The organism is Pseudomonas sp. KCJK9016, assembly GCF_046231795.1.
Classification (GTDB): Bacteria; Pseudomonadota; Gammaproteobacteria; order Pseudomonadales; family Pseudomonadaceae; genus Aquipseudomonas; species Aquipseudomonas bananamidigenes.
On sequence record NZ_JBJJMM010000009.1, the window covers coordinates 114,293 to 135,254 of the forward strand.

19 protein-coding genes, 5 tRNA genes and 1 riboswitch are annotated in these 20,962 nt (G+C 59.0%); of the genes, 6 read left to right on the forward strand and 18 right to left on the reverse strand.

Annotation, left to right across the window (positions count from 1 at the left end):
- Nucleotides 1-54: 54 nt before the first annotated feature.
- Both ACK6BI_RS11110 and ACK6BI_RS11115 read right to left on the reverse strand, forming a co-directional pair.
- Entirely contained in the window at nucleotides 55-747 is a 693-nt protein-coding gene (locus ACK6BI_RS11110) for a sensor histidine kinase (protein ID WP_409317103.1), read from the reverse strand.
- Nucleotides 744-2,348 (reverse strand): response regulator, encoded by a 1,605-nt coding sequence (locus ACK6BI_RS11115; protein WP_409317104.1) that lies wholly within the window; start codon nucleotides 2,346-2,348, stop codon nucleotides 744-746. Before ACK6BI_RS11115 ends, ACK6BI_RS11110 begins: the two co-directional genes overlap by 4 nt.
- A gap of 223 nt (nucleotides 2,349-2,571) precedes the next feature.
- Between ACK6BI_RS11115 and ACK6BI_RS11120 the strand changes: the two genes are divergently transcribed.
- Nucleotides 2,572-3,942: a lysozyme inhibitor LprI family protein gene (locus ACK6BI_RS11120; protein ID WP_409317105.1), complete on the forward strand. Its 1,371-nt coding sequence runs from the start codon at nucleotides 2,572-2,574 to the stop codon at nucleotides 3,940-3,942.
- Nucleotides 3,943-4,004: 62 nt separating this feature from the next.
- On the opposite strand, the gene ACK6BI_RS11125 is transcribed toward ACK6BI_RS11120, so the two are convergent.
- A tRNA-Arg gene (locus tag ACK6BI_RS11125) sits at nucleotides 4,005-4,081 on the reverse strand.
- 283 nt (nucleotides 4,082-4,364) lie between these two features.
- On the opposite strand from ACK6BI_RS11125, the gene ACK6BI_RS11130 reads away from it, so the two are divergent.
- Together ACK6BI_RS11130 and ACK6BI_RS11135 are read left to right on the forward strand one after the other, a co-directional pair.
- Complete coding sequence (locus ACK6BI_RS11130; RefSeq protein WP_409317106.1) at nucleotides 4,365-4,595, forward strand: hypothetical protein; 231 nt, start codon at nucleotides 4,365-4,367, stop codon at nucleotides 4,593-4,595.
- A gap of 20 nt (nucleotides 4,596-4,615) precedes the next feature.
- A complete protein-coding gene (locus ACK6BI_RS11135) occupies nucleotides 4,616-4,795 on the forward strand; it encodes a PA3371 family protein (RefSeq protein WP_409317107.1) in 180 nt (59 codons plus the stop codon).
- Here ACK6BI_RS11135 and phnN read toward each other — a convergent pair.
- A complete protein-coding gene (phnN, locus tag ACK6BI_RS11140; RefSeq protein WP_409317108.1) occupies nucleotides 4,770-5,339 on the reverse strand; it encodes a phosphonate metabolism protein/1,5-bisphosphokinase (PRPP-forming) PhnN in 570 nt (189 codons plus the stop codon). The two genes, ACK6BI_RS11135 and phnN, sit on opposite strands and share 26 nt — an antisense overlap.
- A gap of 390 nt (nucleotides 5,340-5,729) precedes the next feature.
- Here phnN and ACK6BI_RS11145 point away from each other — a divergent pair, with 390 nt between their 5' ends.
- Nucleotides 5,730-6,056 (forward strand): Arc family DNA-binding protein, encoded by a 327-nt coding sequence (locus ACK6BI_RS11145; protein ID WP_003178899.1) that lies wholly within the window; start codon nucleotides 5,730-5,732, stop codon nucleotides 6,054-6,056.
- 114 nt (nucleotides 6,057-6,170) lie between these two features.
- Here the strand turns inward: ACK6BI_RS11145 and mgtE are convergent, their stop codons facing one another.
- The gene (mgtE, locus tag ACK6BI_RS11150; protein ID WP_065258856.1) at nucleotides 6,171-7,613 is read right to left on the reverse strand and encodes a magnesium transporter; all 1,443 of its coding nucleotides are present in this window, start codon (nucleotides 7,611-7,613) and stop codon (nucleotides 6,171-6,173) included.
- Between the two features lie 320 nt (nucleotides 7,614-7,933).
- Between mgtE and ACK6BI_RS11155 the strand changes: the two genes are divergently transcribed.
- Nucleotides 7,934-8,452 (forward strand): cell envelope protein SmpA, encoded by a 519-nt coding sequence (locus tag ACK6BI_RS11155; RefSeq protein ID WP_409317109.1) that lies wholly within the window; start codon nucleotides 7,934-7,936, stop codon nucleotides 8,450-8,452.
- Between the two features lie 19 nt (nucleotides 8,453-8,471).
- Here ACK6BI_RS11155 and ACK6BI_RS11160 read toward each other — a convergent pair.
- The 8 genes from ACK6BI_RS11160 to ltaE all read right to left on the reverse strand — a co-directional run bounded on the left by ACK6BI_RS11160 (nucleotide 8,472) and on the right by ltaE (nucleotide 14,590).
- A tRNA-Arg gene (locus tag ACK6BI_RS11160) sits at nucleotides 8,472-8,548 on the reverse strand.
- A gap of 72 nt (nucleotides 8,549-8,620) precedes the next feature.
- Nucleotides 8,621-8,697: transfer RNA gene (locus ACK6BI_RS11165), tRNA-Arg, on the reverse strand.
- Between the two features lie 72 nt (nucleotides 8,698-8,769).
- Nucleotides 8,770-8,846: transfer RNA gene (locus ACK6BI_RS11170), tRNA-Arg, on the reverse strand.
- Between the two features lie 107 nt (nucleotides 8,847-8,953).
- Nucleotides 8,954-9,044 (reverse strand) — tRNA-Ser (locus tag ACK6BI_RS11175).
- Between the two features lie 62 nt (nucleotides 9,045-9,106).
- Nucleotides 9,107-9,295, reverse strand: coding sequence for a carbon storage regulator CsrA (gene csrA / locus ACK6BI_RS11180; RefSeq protein ID WP_002554426.1), 189 nt, complete (start codon nucleotides 9,293-9,295; stop codon nucleotides 9,107-9,109).
- 187 nt (nucleotides 9,296-9,482) lie between these two features.
- Nucleotides 9,483-10,724, reverse strand: coding sequence for an aspartate kinase (locus tag ACK6BI_RS11185; RefSeq protein ID WP_065258858.1), 1,242 nt, complete (start codon nucleotides 10,722-10,724; stop codon nucleotides 9,483-9,485).
- 90 nt (nucleotides 10,725-10,814) lie between these two features.
- The gene (alaS, locus tag ACK6BI_RS11190; protein ID WP_409317110.1) at nucleotides 10,815-13,439 is read right to left on the reverse strand and encodes an alanine--tRNA ligase; all 2,625 of its coding nucleotides are present in this window, start codon (nucleotides 13,437-13,439) and stop codon (nucleotides 10,815-10,817) included.
- A 146-nt stretch (nucleotides 13,440-13,585) separates the two neighbouring features.
- Nucleotides 13,586-14,590: a low-specificity L-threonine aldolase gene (gene ltaE / locus ACK6BI_RS11195; RefSeq protein WP_409317111.1), complete on the reverse strand. Its 1,005-nt coding sequence runs from the start codon at nucleotides 14,588-14,590 to the stop codon at nucleotides 13,586-13,588.
- A 197-nt stretch (nucleotides 14,591-14,787) separates the two neighbouring features.
- Nucleotides 14,788-14,958: riboswitch (FMN riboswitch) on the forward strand.
- Nucleotides 14,959-15,060: 102 nt separating this feature from the next.
- On the opposite strand from ltaE, the gene ACK6BI_RS11200 reads away from it, so the two are divergent.
- Entirely contained in the window at nucleotides 15,061-15,570 is a 510-nt protein-coding gene (locus tag ACK6BI_RS11200) for a 6,7-dimethyl-8-ribityllumazine synthase (RefSeq protein ID WP_409317112.1), read from the forward strand.
- 45 nt (nucleotides 15,571-15,615) lie between these two features.
- On the opposite strand, the gene astE is transcribed toward ACK6BI_RS11200, so the two are convergent.
- The 5 genes from astE to astA all read right to left on the reverse strand — a co-directional run bounded on the left by astE (nucleotide 15,616) and on the right by astA (nucleotide 20,914).
- On the reverse strand, nucleotides 15,616-16,626 hold the full coding sequence (gene astE, locus ACK6BI_RS11205) for a succinylglutamate desuccinylase (RefSeq protein ID WP_409317113.1): 1,011 nt from the start codon (nucleotides 16,624-16,626) through the stop codon (nucleotides 15,616-15,618).
- A gap of 12 nt (nucleotides 16,627-16,638) precedes the next feature.
- Nucleotides 16,639-16,929, reverse strand: a complete 291-nt coding sequence (locus tag ACK6BI_RS11210) for a topoisomerase II (protein WP_065261776.1) — start codon at nucleotides 16,927-16,929, stop codon at nucleotides 16,639-16,641.
- A 62-nt stretch (nucleotides 16,930-16,991) separates the two neighbouring features.
- Nucleotides 16,992-18,338 (reverse strand): N-succinylarginine dihydrolase, encoded by a 1,347-nt coding sequence (gene astB, locus ACK6BI_RS11215; RefSeq protein ID WP_065261777.1) that lies wholly within the window; start codon nucleotides 18,336-18,338, stop codon nucleotides 16,992-16,994.
- Between the two features lie 84 nt (nucleotides 18,339-18,422).
- Nucleotides 18,423-19,892, reverse strand: coding sequence for a succinylglutamate-semialdehyde dehydrogenase (gene astD, locus ACK6BI_RS11220; protein WP_409317177.1), 1,470 nt, complete (start codon nucleotides 19,890-19,892; stop codon nucleotides 18,423-18,425).
- Entirely contained in the window at nucleotides 19,889-20,914 is a 1,026-nt protein-coding gene (gene astA, locus ACK6BI_RS11225) for an arginine N-succinyltransferase (protein ID WP_065261779.1), read from the reverse strand. Before astA ends, astD begins: the two co-directional genes overlap by 4 nt.
- Nucleotides 20,915-20,962: the final 48 nt, after the last annotated feature.

Below are 20,962 nucleotides of genomic sequence, written 5' to 3' on the forward strand. Positions count from 1 at the left end.
TCGGAATTTCAAGCAGCGGCCAACAAAAAGACCTCAGGATGACGAATCCACGCCTCAGGGCAGGTAAATGCTGAACACGCCACCGCCCAGCGGCCCGCCATTGCGGATCTCGGTGCGACCGCCGACACCGTTGCGCTGATGCAGCGCCGCAATACGCCCGGCGAAGTACAGACCCAGGCCGGTACTGCCGCTGCTGTGGTTGATGCCCTGCACATAGTCGGCTTGGCGCTCGAGCATTTCGGCAGGATAACCGGGGCCGTCGTCACTGATGCTCAGCACCAGCTGCCCGGCCTCATCGCTGACCGTGATCAGCAACGATTCACGGGCATAGCGGATCGCGTTGTTGATGCAGTTGCCCAGCACCGAAGCAATCAGCTCACGGTCGAAGAACCCCAGGGGACTGAGCGGATCGACCTCGTAGGTTGCGATGATTCCACGACTGGCGAACACCTCCTGATGGGACGCCAGTTGCGCCTCGATGAAATCGTCCAGTTCGTGATAGGCCGGCTGCAACGGCATCTGGTTGACCCCGAGTTTGTATAACCCGAGCAACTGCACCAGCATGCCGTTGAGGTGGGCGAACTCGAAATCGATCACGCCCTGTTCCGGTAACTGCCGTTCGGCTTCGGGCAGGCGCGCCAGCCATTGGCTGTGGGCCTGCATCAACATCGCCAGGGAGTTCTTCATGTCGTGCACGGTGGAGGCGATCACCGTGGAAAAATCCAGTGCCTGCTCGTCTTGGTTCATTCGCCAAACGCCTTGCTTTTCAGCTTCTGATAACGCGGATAACGCGCGTCGGTGTCGGGCATCAGGCCGACCATTTTCAGGCAGGCCCGACATTCTTCCAGCTCCGCCGACGGCACACTGGTGTCGGTGCCGTGCAACAGCGACTGCGCCATGTTCAGCGCGATGCTGATGTTCTTCGGTTGCATCTTCAGCGCCTTGCGGAAGACCTCGCGGGCCTCCGCCAGATTGCCGGTCTTGTACACACGCACGCCCTGTCGGTTGAGGTCGGCGGCAGCGTTGCTGGAACTGAGAATAGTCGGGTCGTCGGTAAGCTTGGCGATGTCTTTCATCACCGCCGGGTCATCGCCGTAAATCTCCGCGCAACTCTTGAGCATCGACGTGCCCGCCTCGGTCTGACCGAGCATCTGCAATTGTTTGGCTACCAGCAATGCCGCTTCCGGGCTCATGAACTGCTCCATGCCGTCGAGACGCATCAGTGCTTGCTCGGTGAGCTTCTCAGCGGTTTCGGCATCGTTGAGCAGCAGACTGGTGGCCTTCATCAGACGCGCGCGGATCTGCAAACCGGGATCGCTCGGGTTTTCCTTGGCCACGGCACTGAGGGTGGTGTTGATCTCCAGCCGCGTACGGGTATCCAGGCCCTTTTCGCTGCCCTTGCTGATCAGCGCATGGGCCAGCCCCAGGTTGCTTTCCGGATCCTTGAAGCGCGACTGCGCGCCCTGCGCCACCGCCTGACGATAGGCGCGCGAGGCCGTGTCGAAATCTTCGTTGGTCATCGCCAGCTTGCCGAGCAGCGCCTGACGGCGAACCGCCAGCGGCGACAGGCGGATCGCCTCTTCCAGCACCTTCTGTGCGCCTTTTGTATCGCCCTCTGCCACCAACACATCGGCCATGCCGTCGTACAGCGCCGGCATCATAGGGAATACTTTCAGGGCTTTTTCATACACGCCTTTGGCCTGGGCCACCTGACCACGCTTGAACAGCAACTTGCCCAGCCCGGCAAAAGCCCATGGCAACGGCCGGTCGGCGATGATGCTGTCATACAGGCGCTCAAGCGCTTCGTTCTGATTCATGTCGCGCAAGGCATCGGCGCGGTAGCGCAGGCACAGCGGCGAATAGCGGATATCCTGCTTGCACAGGGCGATACAGGCGTTGAGCACCTCCACCGGCTTGCCACGGTCGAGGGCTTGCAGAATCGGCTTGAGCAGGGTCTTGCGCTGCTCCAGACGTTCCAGGCGCTGGGCCAGACCGACGCGATTGAAGGGCTTGGTCAGGTAAGCATCCGGCTCATGCTCCAGGGCGCTGAGCACCATGGCCTGACTGGTCTCGGCGGTGACCATCACGAACACCGCTTCGTGACTGATCAGCTTCTCCATCATCAGGTCTTCCAGCACCTGCTGACCGTTTTTCTTGCCGTCACCGAGGTGGAAGTCCTGAAGAATGAAATCGTAGGACTTCTGCGCGCACATTTTCAGCGCCTGCTCACCGCTGTCGGCAGTGTCCACGTCCTTGACGCCCAACTCGCGCAACATCGAGCGCACGGAACTGCGGAAATCCGAGAAATCATCGACGATCAGAAAACTCTTTTGGTGATACGACAGCATCGAAGATTTCCAGGCAATTGAAGAGGATGGACCGAGGGCACATTTCAGGCGCGCTGATGATAGCTGCCGGCCAAATGCTATCAAGCGATTTCGTGCGACTCTGAAGTCACCGAATGGGTTATCGGCCGGATCAGCGGTTCTCTTGAAGCGGGGGTTCAAGATTCATTGCACAGCGATTACCCTGCGCGCCTGTTCCCACCCTCCTGCTTTCAAGGTTTTTATCGTGTACATCAAAGGACGCTACATCGTGTCGACCTGTGCGCTGCTGTTTTTCCAGCAGGCACTGGCGACCGGAATGGACTGCACAAAAGCGGCAAGTGCTGTGGAACATGCGATTTGCGCAGAGAAATCGCTGTATGAGCTGGATGCACGGATGGGGGCGACTTACCGGAAATTGATGTCGGCCACTCCGATACAGACCGAAGTGAAAAAAGCCCAGCGCCAGTGGCTGAAGGCGCGCGATCAATGTGCCGACAACATCGGTTGCCTGAACCAGCGCTATCAGGATCGCTTGCAGGTATTGCACGGGCAGTGGATCGAAGCCGTTGCCTATAAGCCGGACGACATTGACAGGCAGGTTATGGAGGATCTGCAACTGCGGGTTCGGGAGATGAGCAAGGAGCATCCGGAGTTTGCGCTGGAGCGGGCGCTGGATTCTCTCACGCTTGGCGAAGTCGGCAGCTCGTTTTCAGCTGAGCTGGATCAAGACGAGCAACCACTCTTTCCCACCACCATCCCCAAAGGCGTCACGCAAGCCGAATGGAAAGCACTGCAAGCATCCGACATCAAGGGAGCAGCGGAGTCAGGTCCAACCTCCTACACCCTGATGGATCTGGATGGCGACGGTCAGCGCGACCTTATCGTGGAAACCTACGCGGGCGGCACCGGGATGTTTCACTACACGGAAACCTGGCGTCGGGTCGACAGCAGATTTATCAGGAGAGCCGCTGAAATTGCCCCTGAGACCAGTAACGACAGCGTTCTTTTCTATACCAATGATCGTGGTGCCAATCAGTCCGCCTACCTGATCGGCAGTCATGGAAGAATCTATTTCGCTTATCGAAACGGCAGTTACGGCGAAGATCAGGTCTTCCTGCTCAATCCCCTGAAAATCAACAGGCAAGTGCCGACTGTCAGCGTGCACTACGACTATCGACTGACCATTCCACGTACTCAGCACCTTGAGGACAGCAGTAAAGCCTACGAACTGGAGCCGTCCCTGCAGAAAGTGCTCGCCAACGCCGTGACAAACGTGAACGCAACGGCCGGGGTGACAGGCCGGCACAAACAACCGCTCTGCCCCATTCCCCAATCCGCCAGGGACAGTGAGGAGTACTACAGCTACGGTGCGAGCTATTACGCGATCGAGCCTGTCGCTGACTTCCCCGTGATCATTGGTGAAGATTGTTTCGTCGCCAGACTGATCAACTGGTTCGGCAGCTACGATGAAAAGACCGGGCTTTTTGCCCAGCTGACCCTGCGTAAACCAGAAGCTGAAGGCCAGGAGCGAGGCTATACGGTCAACGGACGTCGACATATCACCCGGATCAGCACTTCAGTCGGCAAAGCCGAAGGTGGCGCCGAGACGTTATAGGTGATTTGGCAAACCCAACAAAAAACCCCACCAGATCACTCTGCGTGGGGCTTTCGAATATGTGGTGTCCCAGGGCAGGTTCGAACTGCCAACCTTCCCCTTAGGAGGGGGATGCTCTATCCAATTGAGCTACTGAGACACGGAACTGCCGGTACGACAGACGGCGTGCATGTTAACGGCCAGGCCCTGATTTGTCATGTCATCCGCTGGTTTTTTAAAGTGTAGGCAGGCGCCTTGCAATATCGTGGGATGTTTTGCCGTGCAATTTGCACACCTCAAAAAAGCCATCATTGCAGAATGCAATTCCCACCGTGTTAAAAACCCTTCCAAATGCTTGTTTTTAAAGGACTTAACAGCGGTTAGACTATTGGCACGACGGCTGCTTCCGGTTCTTGCAACAGAACAAAACGGAGCATCGCCTCATGAACCGCTTCCTCTTGCTCGCAAATGCAATGGCTCTGATGACGCTGGTGGGTTTTCATTTTATCCCCCAGCACAACGAAGCCGTGACTCAGCGTATGCCGCATTACCTGCAAGTGCAGAAGGCGCCACAATGGGCGGTGATGAACGATCAACATGACTTTGCTGCGCATGACGTCAGCGAGTCGGATCAGGTACCGACCGCTCAGTTGTCCGAACGCCTGGTGTTTTGAATCATTTTCGGGAGTACCGCATGTCCAGATCCGCCCTGGGATTATTGATCCTCGCTGTCTTGAGCGGTGTTTTGCATTTCTCGCTGTTCGAAAGGACGGAAATCTCCCTGCCACTGATTGGCTGCGGTGTGTTCGCCGTTCTGTTTGCGCTGGCTTTGGTGGCCGGGCGCAAGATCAAGTTTGATCCTGTCCTGCGCTGAGCGTTACCAGTTCCAGCAAATGACCGACGGCATCCGCCAGCTCACCCGAGTTGTCGATCAAATGCACAGGCTTGTCGGTTGAGCGTCTTTCCTTGAACAGCGTATTGCGGGCAAGCCTTGCGTCGATCTGAGCAAGCGTCTCCCGGCCACGTCTGAGCAGGCGCTCACGCAAGACATCATCCCGGACCGTCAGCAGCACAGGCACCAGGGACGGATAGCTTTCCAGCGCTTGCCTGAGGTTCGCACGAGAGCCATTTACCAGTACGTGTCTCCCGGCTTTCAACCACTCATCCATCTCGACAGGGATGCCGTAGGCAAGACCGTTGGCCCGCCACGCCAGCGAAAATTTACCCGCGCGCTCACGCTGCTCGAACTCTTGCGGCGTTACGCCAATCGCATCTTCACCCACCGATTCAGCCGAGCGCGTAATCACCCGACGCATCACTTCGCAGTTCAGCGCACGCAACGGCTCACGCGCAGCCTCGATCAGACTGTCCTTGCCGGAGCCGGATGGCCCCATGAGATAAATCAGCCTGCCATCCATCCTGAAAACGCCCTCCGGCGGGGATTTGCCCCTGGTAAATCGGCCATTTGCCACTATCCTGTACAAGGTAAGGAACAAGGATTTTATCCCGCATAGCATGCACGGTCTGACGCCTTCGGGCATCCGTTCGTGCGCTTCAGGACGCGGTCAGCGATACGGGCCGGCGCATTCTTTTCAAACCAGTCCGCATTTCTGATAATTGGTGCTGGCATTACGCCTTTACCCGGATCAATATTTGTCACAGAATTGACGCCAATGATCTGGCAATTTTGAGGCAAGATGCGAGCCTCTTAACAATTCAGGTTGAACCATTTGGCGCGGATGCATGTCCTACACCTCATCCTGCGGCCAATCCCGAGAACCGCTCCCCTGAACTAACCGGTTAAATATATGCGCCCATTGAAACAGGCAATTTATTCCAGCCGTACGGCTGACAAGTTCGTCGTACGTCTGCCAGACGGAATGCGTGAACGCATTGCCGAGGTGGCTCGCAATCATCATCGCAGCATGAACTCCGAGATCATTGCACGCCTTGAGCAGAGTCTCATTCAGGAAGGCGCACTGGGCGAAGAGCTGAGCATGCGTCTGGACAGCCCTGAACTGTCGCTGCACGAACGCGAACTGCTGCAACGCTTCCGCCAACTCTCCCATCGCCAGCAGAACGCGCTGGTTTCTCTGATCGCTCACGACGCCGAAATGGCCGCAGACGCATCCTGAGTCAAACCGAACATCTCAAGCCAGCATGAATGCTGGCTTTTTTTTGCTCCCTGCTCGAGCTTTTCAAGGACGAAAAAAAGCCCGCCATTCGGCGGGCTGTTTGTATATGGAAAATCAAAGAAGAAAAATCGTCGCCAATCCCAGGAAGATGAAGAAACCGCCACTGTCAGTCATGGCCGTGATCATCACGCTGGCTCCCATTGCCGGGTCGCGCCCCATCTTGGCCAGGGTCATAGGGATCAAAACCCCCATCAGCGCCGCCAGCAACAGGTTGAGCGTCATTGCAGCCGTCATTACCACGCCCAGCGACCAACTGCCGTACAGCATGTACGCCACTACACCGATCACACCGCCCCAAACCAGGCCGTTGATCAACGCTACAGCGAGCTCCTTGCGCATCAGGCGCGACGTATTGCCGGTACTGACCTGATCGAGCGCCATGGCCCGAACGATCATGGTGATCGTCTGGTTGCCTGAGTTGCCGCCAATACCTGCCACGATCGGCATAAGTGCTGCCAGGGCCACCAGTTTCTCGATCGAACCTTCGAAGAGGCCAATCACACGGGATGCGACGAAAGCGGTGATCAGATTGATCGCCAACCAGGCCCAACGGTTGCGCAGGGATTTCCAGACCGAGGCAAAAATATCTTCCTCTTCACGCAGACCCGCCATGCTGAGGACTTCGCTTTCGCTCTCCTCACGAATCAGGTCGACCATTTCGTCGATGGTCAGACGACCGATCAGCTTGCCGTTCTTGTCGACCACCGGGGCCGAAATCAAGTCATAACGCTCGAACGCCTGAGCGGCGTCGTAGGCATCTTCGTCCGGGTGGAAACTCACCGGATCGCTGGCCATTACTTCGGAAACCTGTTTCTCCGGGTCATTGACCAACAAACGCTTGATCGGCAGCACCCCCTTGAGCACGCCGTCGTAATCGACCACGAACAGCTTGTCGGTATGACCCGGCAACTCTTTGAGACGACGCAGGTAACGCAAAACCACCTCGAGACTGACATCCTCACGGATAGTCACCATCTCGAAGTCCATCAGCGCACCGACCTGCTCCTCGTCGTAGGACAGGGCCGAACGCACGCGCTCGCGTTGTTGCTGATCCAGAGTCTCCATCAGTTCATGGACGACGTCTCGCGGCAGCTCGGAGGCCAGGTCAGCAAGTTCGTCGGCATCCATGTCCTTGGCGGCGGCCAGGAGTTCGTGATCGTCCATGTCGGCGATCAGCGTTTCACGGACGGAGTCGGATACTTCGAGAAGAATGTCACCGTCGCGATCAGCCTTGACCAATTGCCAGAGCGTCAGACGATCGTCCAGCGGCAAAGCTTCAAGAATGTAGGCAACGTCGGCGGAGTGCAGATCATCGAGCTTGCGTTGCAGCTCGACGAGATTTTGCCGGTGAACCAGGTTCTCGACCCGGTCATGATGTGCGCCTTCCTGGCGGTGAGTCAGGTCTTCGACAACTCGCTGGCGCTGCAGTAGCTCAACGACCTGAGCCAGGCGATCCTGCAGGCTTTCCTGTGTTTTCTTTACTTCGATTTCTGACATAGGCGAACTCCACTCCCAGCAGCGGGGCACGCCGGAAGGATCAATCAGTCAATTCATGATTGGTAAAACTGAGTATTGAGTAACTACTGGGTAAGTCCATGGAGGTTTTCCATAAGCCCCGGCGGGGCTGACGGGCGCAATGATACACCGCCTGACGGTTTTAAACGTTAAAAAATCCAGCCTGAAACAAGCGCTTGCGAGACAAAGCTGAGCGCTGTCCTGATTCTCCAGAGTGCGACGACTCATCCTGAAAAGAAAACACACCGGCGGTGAAAAAACTGCCGGCTACGCTTGATGAGGATCGTCATGGAGGACGCCGAATGCCATCAAGAACATCCCGACTCATGCTGACCACCCTGCTCTGCCTCCCTGCTACAGGGAACACAACAACATTTCATCGCTGTGAAGCCCCGGACGGCAGCCTTACGTTCACCACGCTGAGCTGCGCAAACGATGAACGCCTTTCAATTCAAGAGGTGCATCCCTACTCACCCGGCTCGACCGTGGCCCTGATACCCGAAGCCCGGCACGAAGAAATATCCGGGATGAATAACAGAAAACGAGAAATGGCCATCGTGGGGCGCACATTCGACAAATGTGGAGATCTGATCGACGCAAGACAAAAGCGCGAAGCAATCATCAATCAGCGAATCATCGCAGGCATGAACCAGCAGGACGTCGAAAGCGCACTGGGCAAGCCCGACAAGATCAGCATCCGAAATTCTTCAACAAGCTATAGCTATAATCTCAAGCGAGGCCGGAGTGCGCTGATCGATTTCGATGAGAAAGGATGTGTGACAGGAAAACTCAAATCCCGGACAGCAAAAAGCCCGCGTTAAACGCGGGCTTTCTGGTATATGGTGCACTCGACAGGATTCGAACCTGTGACCGCTCGGTTCGTAGCCGAGTACTCTATCCAGCTGAGCTACGAGTGCATTTTGTGTTTTTAGACCAGACCACAACTGGCTGAAACCAAGTTATTTACATTGCTGCAACTAACCCTTAAATGGTGCACTCGACAGGATTCGAACCTGTGACCGCTCGGTTCGTAGCCGAGTACTCTATCCAGCTGAGCTACGAGTGCATTTGTGTTTGTTAGACCAGATCACACCTGGTTGAAGCCGAGTCATTTACATTGCGGTAACTGACTCTTAAATGGTGCACTCGACAGGATTCGAACCTGTGACCGCTCGGTTCGTAGCCGAGTACTCTATCCAGCTGAGCTACGAGTGCATTTGTTGCGCCGCATTATAGCCCGTCTAATCTCTATTCCAACCACTTTTTCTAATAAATTCAACAACTTACAGAAAAAGCCAGATTACAACGTACTAAGCAAATAATGGCGGAGAACGGGGGATTCGAACCCCCGACACCCTTGTGAGGTGTACTCCCTTAGCAGGGGAGCGCCTTCGGCCACTCGGCCAGCTCTCCGCAACACGGGGCGTATATTAACCAGCTTCTTCCCCGTTTGCAAACAAAAAAATCGATAAAAATTAATGGCTTGGTTCTTCGTCCTTTTCTTTCTTTATACGCAGGTAGATTTCTTCACGGTGCACGGCCACCTCTTTCGGTGCATTGACGCCGATACGCACTTGATTTCCTTTGACGCCGAGCACGGTCACGGTGATTTCGCCATCACCGATAATCAGGCTTTCTGCGCACCGACGAGTCAGAATCAGCATACCTTTCTCCTCACGCGAATCATTTCAGGGACAACAGTCTGCAAAAAAAAGGCACCCGACCTACAACCGGAGCGATCGTAGCCCTACATGCCTGAGTATTGACCAGCGCGAGCAAAAGAACAGTTCAGGGCTCGCGCCATTCAAAAAATAAAGGGCGCGGTCAGACCGCGCCCTTTATTGACCGGGATTACTCGCCCTGACGGGCCGGAGCATCCAGTTCGAAAGCCGTGTGCAGGGCGCGCACGGCCAATTCCAGATACTTCTCTTCGATCACCACGGAAACCTTGATTTCCGAGGTCGAGATCATCTGGATGTTGATGCTTTCCTTTGCCAGGGATTCGAACATGCGGCTGGCCACACCTGCGTGGGAACGCATGCCGACGCCGACGATCGAGACCTTGGCAATTTTGGTATCGCCGACGACTTCACGGGCACCGATCTCGCGAGCGGTGTTTTCCAGCACGGTCTGCGCGGACTGGTAGTCGTTGCGGTGCACGGTGAAGGTGAAGTCGGTGGTGTTATCGTGCGCGACGTTCTGCACGATCATGTCGACTTCGATGTTCGCGGCACTGATCGGGCCGAGAATCTTGAATGCCACGCCCGGGGTGTCTGGCACGCCACGGATGGTCAGCTTGGCTTCATCGCGGTTGAAAGCGATGCCGGAAATGATCGGCTGTTCCATGGTTTCCTCTTCATCAATAGTAATGAGGGTGCCCGGACCCTCCTTGAAGCTGTGCAGTACGCGCAGCGGAACGTTGTACTTGCCGGCGAACTCCACCGCACGGATCTGCAGCACCTTGGAGCCGAGGCTGGCCATTTCCAGCATCTCTTCGAAGGTGATCTTGTCCAGACGCTGAGCGACCGATACCACGCGTGGGTCAGTGGTGTAGACACCATCGACATCGGTGTAGATCTGGCACTCGTCAGCCTTCAATGCAGCAGCCAATGCCACGCCAGTGGTGTCGGAACCGCCACGGCCCAGAGTCGTGATGTTGCCGTGTTCGTCTACGCCCTGGAAACCGGCAACCACAACCACACGACCGGCCTTCAGATCACCACGAATCTTCTGGTCATCAATCTGCAAGATACGCGCTTTATTGTGCGCACTGTCTGTCAGGATCCGTACCTGGTTACCGGTGTACGACACCGCCGGCACACCGCGCTTGATCAGCGCCATGGCCAACAGGGCGATCGTCACCTGCTCACCGGTGGAAACGATCACGTCCAGTTCACGCGGAACCGGTTGATCTTCGCCACTGATTTGCTTGGCCAGATCGATCAGACGGTTGGTCTCGCCGCTCATTGCAGACAGCACAACCACCAGGTCATCGCCAGCATCGCGGAATTTCTTAACCTTGTCGGCGACCTGCTCGATTCTCTCGACACTGCCGACCGAGGTGCCTCCAAATTTCTGTACGATCAAAGCCATTTCAAAGCCGCCTCTGCCCATGAAGGGCGCCCAATAATCACTCGAACGGCTGCAGGGCCCGCCACTAGACTGCGGGCCCGACGGACCGTCTTATAAACCCTGCTCGACGAATGGAACGGTCAGCGCCAGTGCGCTATCCAGTGCGCCGGCGTCGACACCGCCGCCCTGCGCCATGTCCGGACGACCACCGCCCTTCCCGCCAACCGCCGCAGCAGCCTGCTTCATCAAATCACCGGCTTTGAGTTGGCCAGTCAGGTCCTTGGTTACGCCTGCAACCAGTACGACCTTTTCCTCATGGACACTGCCGAGCAGGATCACTGCGCGGCCGAGTTTGTTTTTCAGCTGATCGACCAGCGCCAGCAGCGCCTTGCCGTCCTGACCATCCAGACGCACGGCCAGAACCTTCACGCCCTTGACGTCCACTGCCGAAGCAGACAGATCGTCGCCGGCAGCGGCGGCTGCCTTGGCCTGCAATTGTTCGAGCTGTTTTTCAAGCGCACGGTTGCGCTCCAGTACAGCCGACAACTTGTCGATCAGGTTTTCGCGGCTGCCCTTGACCAGGCTGGCCGCTTCCTTGAGTTGTTCTTCGGCAGCGTTCAAGTAAGCCAGCGCCGCAGCGCCGGTGACTGCCTCGATACGACGCACACCCGATGCCACACCGCCTTCGCTGATGATCTTCAGCAGGCCGATGTCACCGGTACGGGTGGCGTGGATACCACCACACAGCTCGACGGAGAAATCTCCGCCCATGCTCAGCACACGCACGTTGTCGCCGTACTTCTCGCCGAACAGAGCCATGGCGCCTTTCTGCTTGGCGGTTTCGATGTCGGTTTCTTCGGTTTCAACCGCAGAGTTCTTGCGGATCTCGGCGTTGACGATGTCTTCCAGCGCCTTCAGTTGCTCCGGCTTGATCGCTTCAAAGTGGCTGAAGTCGAAACGCAGGCGCTGACTGTCGACCAGCGAACCCTTCTGTTGAACGTGATCGCCCAGCACTTTGCGCAAGGCGGCGTGCAGCAGGTGCGTGGCCGAGTGGTTCAGCGAAGTGGCGTGACGCACGTCGGCTTCGACGTGGGTTTCCACCGGCGCACCAACGATCAGGCTGCCCGACGCCAACACACCGTGATGCAGGAACGCACCACCGGTCTTGGTGGTATCACGCACGTCGAAGCGGCTGCTGCCGGCCTGCAGGTAACCGCAATCGCCGACCTGGCCGCCGGATTCGGCGTAGAACGGCGTCTGGTTCAGAACCACAACGCCTTCCTGCCCTTCACTCAGAACGTCCACGGACTGGCCATCTTTATAGAGCGCAACGACTTTCGCCGAACCGCTGGTGGCGTGGTAACCGGTGAACTCGGTGTCGACATCAACCTTGACCAGCCTGTTGTAGTCCAGACCGAAGGAACTGGCAGAACGTGCACGGACGCGCTGGGCTTCCATTTCACGCTCGAAACCGACTTCGTCGATGGTCAGGCTGCGCTCGCGGGCGATATCCGCAGTCAGGTCCATCGGGAAACCGTAGGTGTCGTAGAGTTTGAACACCACGTCGCCCGGCACCACATCGCCTTTGAGTTCGGCCAGATCCTGTTCGAGAATCTTCAGGCCCTGCTCCAGGGTCTTGGCGAACTGCTCTTCTTCGGCTTTCAGAACGCGCTCGATATGTGCCTGCTGGGATTTCAGCTCAGGGAAGGCGTCGCCCATCTCGGCCACGAGAGCGGCAACGATCTGGTAGAAGAAGCTGCCCTTGGCGCCCAGTTTGTTGCCGTGACGGCAGGCTCGACGAATGATGCGACGCAGCACATAGCCGCGGCCTTCGTTGGACGGCAGCACGCCATCGGCAATCAGGAAACCGCAGGAGCGGATGTGGTCAGCCACGACTTTCAGGGAAGCCTGATTGTCGTTGCTGCAGCCGATGGCCTTGGCCGAAGCGGCCAGCAGACTCTGGAACAGGTCGATTTCATAGTTCGAGTGAACGTGCTGCAGCACGGCACTAATCCGCTCAAGACCCATGCCGGTGTCCACCGACGGGGCCGGCAGCGGGTGCAGCACGCCATCGGCCGTGCGGTTGAACTGCATGAACACGTTGTTCCAGATTTCGATGTAGCGGTCGCCGTCTTCTTCCGGCGAGCCCGGTGGGCCACCCCAGATGTCGGCGCCGTGATCGTAGAAAATCTCGGTGCAAGGACCGCACGGGCCGGTATCGCCCATGGTCCAGAAGTTGTCGGAGGCGTATGGCGCGCCCTTGTTGTCGCCGATGCGCACCATGCGCTCGGCCGGCACACCGACTTCCTTGGTCCAGATGTCGTAGGCCTCGTCATCGCTTGCGTAAACGGTGACCCACAGCTTTTCCTTCGGCAGGTTCAGCCATTTCTCGGAGGTCAGGAAGTTCCAGGCGTAAGTGATGGCGTCACGCTTGAAGTAGTCGCCGAAGCTGAAGTTACCCAGCATTTCGAAGAAAGTGTGGTGACGGGCGGTGTAACCGACGTTTTCCAGGTCGTTGTGCTTGCCGCCGGCGCGCACGCATTTCTGGCTGGAAACGGCGCGGGTGTACGCGCGCTTTTCCTGGCCCAGGAAGCAGTCCTTGAACTGGTTCATCCCCGCGTTGGTGAACAGCAGGGTTGGGTCATTGCCCGGGATCAAAGAGCTGGAGGCTACACGGGTGTGACCTTGCTCTTCGAAGAAGCGAAGGAAGGCTTCACGGATTTCTGCGCTTTTCATTAGGTTCTTCCACGGAGGCTGCGGCCAAAGGCCTGTACGAAACGTCAACAGACGAAACGACGGCAAAGGGCCGCATTATATCGGCCCTGCGCGCGGGGTACAGCGTGTTTATACGATAGAAACGGTCAATTGGGTGGCTAACACTGTCACTTGCGCGAAAACTCGACGAATGTCGCGATCACTTGCTCGATTTGCGAACGATTGACGTCCATGTGGGTGACCATCCGCAGACGGGCGGCAGCGCTCAGTTTGATGCCGCGTTCGGCGGCAAACGCCTTGATCGCCTCGGCACGATCACCCATCTGTACGTAAACCATGTTGGTCTGCACCGGCTCGACAGTGAAGCCAGCTGCGCGCAGGCCTTCGGCCAGAAACTGCGCATTGGCATGGTCATCCGCCAAACGCTCGACGTTGTGATCCAGCGCATACAAACCCGCCGCCGCCAGCAATCCGGCCTGACGCATGCCGCCGCCGACCATCTTGCGCAGGCGCCGCGCCTTGCCGATCAACTCGGCCGAACCGCAGAGCACCGAGCCGACCGGCGCACCGAGGCCTTTGGACAGGCACACCGAGACCGAATCGAAGTGTTGCGTGATCTCCCGGGCATCGACCCCAAGCTTCACCGCCGCGTTGTACAGCCGCGCGCCGTCCAGATGCAGGGCCAGGCCCTTGTCCTGAGTGAACCGGCGGGCCCGGGCCAGATATTCCAGCGGCAATACCTTGCCCTGCATGGTGTTTTCCAGCGCCAGCAGACGGGTGCGGGCGAAGTGGAAATCGTCTGGTTTGATCGCTGCGGCCACCTGATCCAGATCCAGCGAGCCATCAGCCTGCACCTCCAGCGGTTGCGGCTGGATAGAACCGAGCACTGCGGCACCCCCGCCTTCGTACTTATAGGTGTGCGCCTGCTGACCGACAATGTACTCGTCACCGCGTTCGCAGTGCGCCATCAAGCCCAGGAGGTTGCTCATGGTTCCCGTCGGGACGAACAGCGCCGCGGCGAAACCCAGCCGTTTTGCCAGTTCGGTTTCCAGACGATTGACCGTCGGATCTTCGCCATACACATCATCACCGGTAGCCGCGGCGGTCATCGCGTCCAGCATGGCGGGGGTCGGTTGGGTGACGGTGTCGCTGCGAAGATCGATAACGCTCATGAACCTGGCCTCAAGTCAGCAGGGGAAATCCCTTTTCGAAGGGGAATTACTGCAGGCATGGCGCGGATTAATCAACCCTTGCGCAAGGAAAAGTCGTTTCGTGCTTCGAAAAATCCGATGGCAATCATCACAAAGGCGCAATGCACAGCCCGTCGATCTGTGTTAAAAACGCTGCGCCGCCCGACAAAAGGGCGGCGAAACGTTCTCAGGGCGGGGTGCAATTCCCCACCGGCGGTAATTGCGCGCAATGCGCATAGCCCGCGAGCGCTTGGTGACGGCACGGCAGAAACCGTGAGCGGCGGCAAGGTCAGCAGACCCGGTGTGATTCCGGGGCCGACGGTCACAGTCCGGATGAAGAGAGAACGGGATTGACGCCAAAGGGCCGTCCGCCGTGCTTGCGCGAGCGTGCGCACCCTTGAATCCCTTTCGATTCATAACGCCCTGTTTTTCACACAAACAGGAGTCAGAACATGCAACCCACCGCTATCGACAGCAAAAACAAACACCCTCACGGCGAGCGCGTCGCGTTCATCCAGGCTTGCTGGCACAAGGAAATCGTCGACCAGAGTCGTAAAGGTTTCGTCGCGGAAATGATCGCCCTGGGCTATCAGGAATCGGACATCGACTTCTTCGAAGTCGGCGGCGCCTTTGAAATGCCCCTGCACGCCAAGCTGCTGGCCAGGACCGGTCGATATGCCGGCATCGTCGCCGCGGCCCTGGTGGTGGACGGCGGGATCTATCGTCACGAATTCGTCGCCCAGTCGGTCGTCAGCGGCCTGATGCAGGTTCAGCTGGAAACCGAAGTGCCGGTGTTCTCGGTATCTCTGACCCCGCACCACTTCCATGCCGGCGAAGAACACCAGAAGTTCTTCTTCGAGCATTTCGTGTACAAGGGTCAGGAAGCGGCGAGAACCTGCGCCGACACGCTGCAGAAAGTGCGTGCATTGCGCCGCACCGAGCCGCGTGCCGTAGCGGTCTGATGCAATAACAATCGCCCCCATGCAACGCGTGGGGGCGATTTGGTTTCAGGCGAGATTATCGTCGGTGGCCGGCACGATCAGAATGCCCGCCCGCAGGCCGTTCTTGACCTTGGGATTGGGAAAGATGATCCGCGCGCCCTGCTCTTCGATGATCCAGCGGGTATTGGCCAGATCCTCGGCCAGCAGATAGCCCGCATCCAGTTCCGAAAAGTTTTCGATGTCCGCCGGCAAGTTCAGGCGGAACGCATCGCTGTGCTTGATGATTTCCCGGGCCACGCTGAACAGTTGCAGGCCGTCCAGGCCCGCTTCGGCCATCTCCGGCTCGGTGCCTTCGATGATCTGTTTCAGACGGTTTTCCAGCCGCGACACATTGACCCCGGCGTTCTGCCCGAACGGCCGCGCCTTGCCCAGCTCCAAGGTGAAAGCCTCGGCACCCAGCTTGTCGTAGGTGTAGGAGCTGAACACGATCGACGGTTTGTTCTGCAGCAGGACCGCCTCCATGCCGGCGGCGCGCAGGCGGGCCAGTTCAAGACGGGAGTGCTGGCGCCCTTCCTTCCACGGATACAACGCGAACTGCTCGATCTTCGAACCGCGAATCGCCGTGTGCAGGTCATAGTGCAGGCGCTGACGATCCGGCACGCTGAAGAAACTCGCGGCCAGGCGCTCCAGCTCACAGGCGCGCAGGGCTTCGTAACCGCTGCTTTGCTCATGACGGCCGTTGAACAGCCGATTGACGTCCTGCTCGATGAAACGCTCACCCTTGCGAATCGCTTCCGGGTTGCCGAACAGGAACAGAATGCGTGCGCGCGGCTTGAGGTCGCCGCGGGCGATGTCATGCAACAACCGGTCGAGCAATTCGATCGGGGCCGTTTCGTTGCCGTGGATGCCTGCCGACAGCAGCAGGTCCAGGCCATTGTCGCGCGCTTCGGGTGGCCGGACTTCCAGCGCACCCTCGCTCAGCCAGCGCATGCGCACGCCTTCGACAGTCAGTTGAGTCTTCTCCGCCGGTTCGCGGCCGGCGAGGGTCAGTTCAAGCAGTTTGCCGAGGGCGAGCATAGAGCGGTTTCCTTAGTGGTCGTGGTTGCAATCCGGGCCGTGTACATGGCCGTCATCGTCGCCGAGGTCAGCCGGTTCCATCTCCAGTTGCAGACTTACCAGATTAGTCGCCAATGGACGCAACAGCAGGTTGGCGTATTCTTCGTCGCCTTCTTCGACGTCCACGCCGATCAGCAACTGGCCACGACCATCCTGCTGAATCCAGACTTCCTTGCCTTGCCACATGACCGCGAAGCGGGTGCAGGATGTTTCCAGTTGCTTGCCGTCGGTGTCTTCAAGGATCAACCGCAGGGAATCGCTCATGTCTTTCTTACGCTCTGTTGGGGAGACAAGCCGCGCGCCGCGTTCAGGCAGCGCGCCGGCCATCAATTGATCTGGAATGGATAAACCGCGCCCAGTTTAAGGATTTGCGTCAGTTCATCCAGTGCCGTCCGGCATTCAATCAGCAACTGCGGATCCGCCAGATCGCTTTCGGTCAGGCGGTCGCGGTAGTGCTTTTCGACCCAAGCAGTCAGCGAGCCATACAACGGGGCGGTCATGATAACGCCCGGGTTGACGGCCGCCAGCTCGGTCTCGTTGAGCGCGACACGCAGGCGCAGGCACGCCGGACCACCGCCGTTCTGCATGCTCTGTTTGAGGTCGAAGACCTTCACTTCGCGGATCACGCCACCGGAGCCGGTGAGGCCTTGCAGGTAATTCCACACGCGCTCGTTGCCACGGCATTCTTCCGGCACGATCAGCAGCATCGAACCGTCAGGACGCGACAGCAACTGGCTGTTGAACAGGTAGGATCGCACCGCATCGTCCACGCTGACCGCCGAACGCGGCACGCAGACCGACTGGAACTTGCCGCCGACCCTGGCCAGTTTGGCTTGCAGTTCGGCCAGCATCTGTTCGGTGTCGAGGAACGCGTCCTCGTGATAGAACAGCACCTCGCCGTTGCCCACCGCGATCACGTCGTTGTGGAACACGCCCTGATCGATCACTGCCGGGTTCTGCTGCGCGTAGACCACACCGTCGTCACGCAGGCCATGCAGGCGGGCAACCGCTTGCGACGCTTCGAGGGTCTGGCGCGCCGGGTACTTCTGCGGCGCCGGATAGCGGGTGTCGAAAGCGCTGCGACCGAACACGAAGAACTCGACGCCAGCCTCGCCGTACTCACGGCAGAAGCGCGTGTGGTTGGCCGCACCTTCATCGCCGAACTGCGCCACCGCCGGCAACGCCGCGTGGTGAGCGAAGTGCTGCTGATCGGCGAACATCGCGCCCAGCACGCGACTGGTGGTCGGGTGCTCGATGCTGCGGTGGTATTTGCAGTTCAGGTTGGCGGCGGTGAAATGCACGCGACCATCGGCAGTGTCGGCACTCGGGCTGACCGTGGCGGCGTTGGCCACCCACATGCTCGACGCCGAGCAACTGGCGACCAGCAGCGGCATCGCATCTTTCGCGGCGCGCTCGATCACCTGGGCGTCGCTGCCACTGAAACCCAGACGGCGCAGAGCGGCCACGTCCGGACGCTCCTGTGGTGCAAGAACGCCCTGCTGAAAGCCCATTTCCATCAGCGCTTTCATTTTCGCCAGACCTTGCAGCGCCGCTTCCTTCGGATTCGAAGACTGCTGGCTGTTGCTCTGGGACGCAACGTTGCCGTAGGACAGGCCACCGTAGTTATGGGTCGGCCCCACCAGACCGTCAAAATTGACTTCAAAGGATTTCATCAGCGAGGCTCCACGAGAATCTGTTGTTATAGGCTTCAGTAACTATTCATCAAGACCGCGGCGCGGCCTGCTCGCGAATTGGCATCACGCCATCTTCACGCCAGGCGTCAGGGCCGCCGGCAACACCAGGCTCGGGGTCTCCAGCGAGGCCACCGGGTAAGCGCAGTAATCCGCCGCGTAGTAGGCGCTGGCGCGATGGTTGCCCGAAGCGCCGACACCACCGAACGGCGCGCTGCTCGCCGCGCCCGTCAGTTGTTTGTTCCAGTTGACGATCCCGGCGCGGCTTTCCAGCCAGAACTGCTGATAGCGCTCTTCGGAATCCGACAGCAGACCAGCCGCCAGACCAAATGCCGTGTCGTTGGCCTCGGCAATCGCCGCCGCAAAATCGGTGTAGCGGATCACTTGCAGCAACGGGCCGAACAGCTCTTCGTCGGAACGCTCGGCAACCGCCGTCACATCAATGATGCCCGGGGTCAGCAACGCCGACTGCGCCTGCGGCTGAGTCATGGCCAGCAGCGACACGGCGCCGTTGGCCAACAGATTCGCCTGGGCATCCATCAACGCTTTCGCCGCGCCGAGGGAAACCACCGATCCCATGAACGGCGCCGGTTGCTGGTCGAACGCGCCGACCTCGATGGTCGAACTGACTTCCACCAGACGCTTGAGCAGGCTGTCACCCCACGCGCCTTGCGGCACCAGCAGACGACGGGCGCAGGTGCAGCGCTGGCCGGCGGAAATGAATGCCGATTGAATGATGGTGTAAACCGCGGCGTCGAGGTCCGCGACCTGATCGACCACCAGCGGGTTGTTGCCGCCCATTTCCAGCGCGAGGATCTTGTCCGGACGCCCGGCGAACTGCTGGTGCAGATGATTGCCGGTGCGGCTGGAACCGGTGAAGAACAGACCGTCGATACCTGGATTCGCCGCCAGGGCGATACCGGTTTCGCGGGAGCCCTGCAGCAGGTTCAGCACGCCGGCCGGCAGACCGGCTTCGATCCAGCACTTGACTGTGAGTTCGGCGACTTTCGGGGTCAGTTCGCTCGGCTTGAACAGCACGCTGTTACCGGCCAGCAGCGCCGGCACGATGTGACCGTTCGGCAAATGGCCGGGAAAGTTGTAAGGGCCGAATACGGCGACCACACCATGAGGCTTGTGGCGTAACACGGCGGTGGCGTCGCCCAGCGGGCCGCTCTTCTCGCCGGTACGTTCGCGGTAGCTCTGCACCGAGATCGCGATCTTGTTGACCATGCTGGTGACTTCGGTCGCGGCTTCCCAGAGCGGTTTGCCGGTTTCCTCACCGATGGTGCGGGCCAGTTCGTCGGCGTGTTTTTTCAACGTGGCGGCGAAAGCTTCAAGCACACCAATGCGTTCTTCCAGGGTACGCCGGGCCCAACCCGGGAACGCCTGACGAGCAGCCTGCACGGCGGACTCGACCTGAGCGGCAGTGGCGCCCTCCCCCGACCACAGCACTTGCTGGGTCACCGGGTTCAGCGATTGAAAGGCCTCGCCCTGACCGGCCAGCCACTCACCTGCGATGTATAGCGAATTCATTATTTCGACTCCCGGGCAGCAGACAACGCCACGGCGCGCACCTGATCGCCAGCGTTAAGTTGAAGACGTTTGGCGGTCAGCGGATCGACCACCAGCGTACCGGCGGCCAGACGGGCCGGCGCAGCCGTGATGCGGCAGTCTTCGCGTTTGCGGTTATGGATGATGAACGGCGTGGCGTCGTCGCCCGGCGTGCCGATGGCCAGCACCAGCGCCTCACTGTCGCGCACCGCGCGGATCTTGCCGGTTTCGCACTCGATGGCGGGACCTGCGTCGAAGATGTCGACGTAGCCCTGATAGCTGAAACCTTCGCTCTTGAGCATCGCCAGTGCCGGCTCGGTGTCCGGATGCACCTGACCGATGACGTTGCGCGCGTCCGGAGACAGGAAGCAGGTGTACAACGGGAATTTCGGCATCAGTTCAGCGATGAACGCCTTGTTGCCGACGCCGGTCAGGTAATCGGCCTGGCTGAATTCCATCTTGAAGAAATGCCGGCCCAAGCTTTCCCAGAACGGCGAGCGACCGGCTTCATCGGACACACCGCGCATCTCGGCGATGATCTTGTTGCCGAACAGTTCCGGGAACTCGGCGATGAACAGCATCCGCGCCTTGGACAGCATGCGACCGTTGAGGCCGGTGCGGTAGTCGGCGTGCAGGAACAGCGAGCACAGTTCGGAATTGCCGGTCAGGTCGTTGGCCAGGAACAGCGTCGGGATCTCGCGATAGATGTTCAGCTCCTGCGAGGCGCTGACGGTCAGGCCCACACGGAAGTTGTACCAGGGCTCACGCAGACCGACGGCGCCGGCGATGGCGGAAATCCCCACCACCCGACCGTTGTCGTCTTCGAGCACGAACAGGTAATCCGCGTCGCCACGCCCGGCTTCGCCGCGAAAGGTCTTCTCGGCCCAGCCGACCCGATGGGTCAGGCGCTCTTCGTTGGCCGGCAAGGTGGTCAGGCCGGTGCCGGTGCTGCGGGCCAGGTCGATCAGAGCGGACAAATCGCTGCTGCGTACGGGACGAACAATCATGCTATCTCCTCAAACGGGCCGCCGCGGCCACCCGTGAAACTCGCTAAG

What these genes read in the sequence shown, in the direction of transcription:
- ACK6BI_RS11145 (WP_003178899.1), top strand. Translation starts at nt 5,730, where the DNA reads ATGCGCCCATTGAAACAGGCAATTTATTCCAGCCGTACGGCTGACAAG.
- ACK6BI_RS11130 (WP_409317106.1), top strand. Translation starts at nt 4,365, where the DNA reads ATGAACCGCTTCCTCTTGCTCGCAAATGCAATGGCTCTGATGACGCTG.
- ACK6BI_RS11155 (WP_409317109.1), top strand. Translation starts at nt 7,934, where the DNA reads ATGCCATCAAGAACATCCCGACTCATGCTGACCACCCTGCTCTGCCTC.
- mgtE (WP_065258856.1), bottom strand. Translation starts at nt 7,613, where the DNA reads ATGTCAGAAATCGAAGTAAAGAAAACACAGGAAAGCCTGCAGGATCGC.
- ltaE (WP_409317111.1), bottom strand. Translation starts at nt 14,590, where the DNA reads ATGAGCGTTATCGATCTTCGCAGCGACACCGTCACCCAACCGACCCCC.
- ACK6BI_RS11110 (WP_409317103.1), bottom strand. Translation starts at nt 747, where the DNA reads ATGAACCAAGACGAGCAGGCACTGGATTTTTCCACGGTGATCGCCTCC.
- csrA (WP_002554426.1), bottom strand. Translation starts at nt 9,295, where the DNA reads ATGCTGATTCTGACTCGTCGGTGCGCAGAAAGCCTGATTATCGGTGAT.
- ACK6BI_RS11135 (WP_409317107.1), top strand. Translation starts at nt 4,616, where the DNA reads ATGTCCAGATCCGCCCTGGGATTATTGATCCTCGCTGTCTTGAGCGGT.
- ACK6BI_RS11185 (WP_065258858.1), bottom strand. Translation starts at nt 10,724, where the DNA reads ATGGCTTTGATCGTACAGAAATTTGGAGGCACCTCGGTCGGCAGTGTC.
- astA (WP_065261779.1), bottom strand. Translation starts at nt 20,914, where the DNA reads ATGATTGTTCGTCCCGTACGCAGCAGCGATTTGTCCGCTCTGATCGAC.
- astE (WP_409317113.1), bottom strand. Translation starts at nt 16,626, where the DNA reads ATGCTCGCCCTCGGCAAACTGCTTGAACTGACCCTCGCCGGCCGCGAA.
- ACK6BI_RS11115 (WP_409317104.1), bottom strand. Translation starts at nt 2,348, where the DNA reads ATGCTGTCGTATCACCAAAAGAGTTTTCTGATCGTCGATGATTTCTCG.
- alaS (WP_409317110.1), bottom strand. Translation starts at nt 13,439, where the DNA reads ATGAAAAGCGCAGAAATCCGTGAAGCCTTCCTTCGCTTCTTCGAAGAG.
- ACK6BI_RS11210 (WP_065261776.1), bottom strand. Translation starts at nt 16,929, where the DNA reads ATGAGCGATTCCCTGCGGTTGATCCTTGAAGACACCGACGGCAAGCAA.
- ACK6BI_RS11200 (WP_409317112.1), top strand. Translation starts at nt 15,061, where the DNA reads ATGCAACCCACCGCTATCGACAGCAAAAACAAACACCCTCACGGCGAG.
- astB (WP_065261777.1), bottom strand. Translation starts at nt 18,338, where the DNA reads ATGAAATCCTTTGAAGTCAATTTTGACGGTCTGGTGGGGCCGACCCAT.
- phnN (WP_409317108.1), bottom strand. Translation starts at nt 5,339, where the DNA reads ATGGATGGCAGGCTGATTTATCTCATGGGGCCATCCGGCTCCGGCAAG.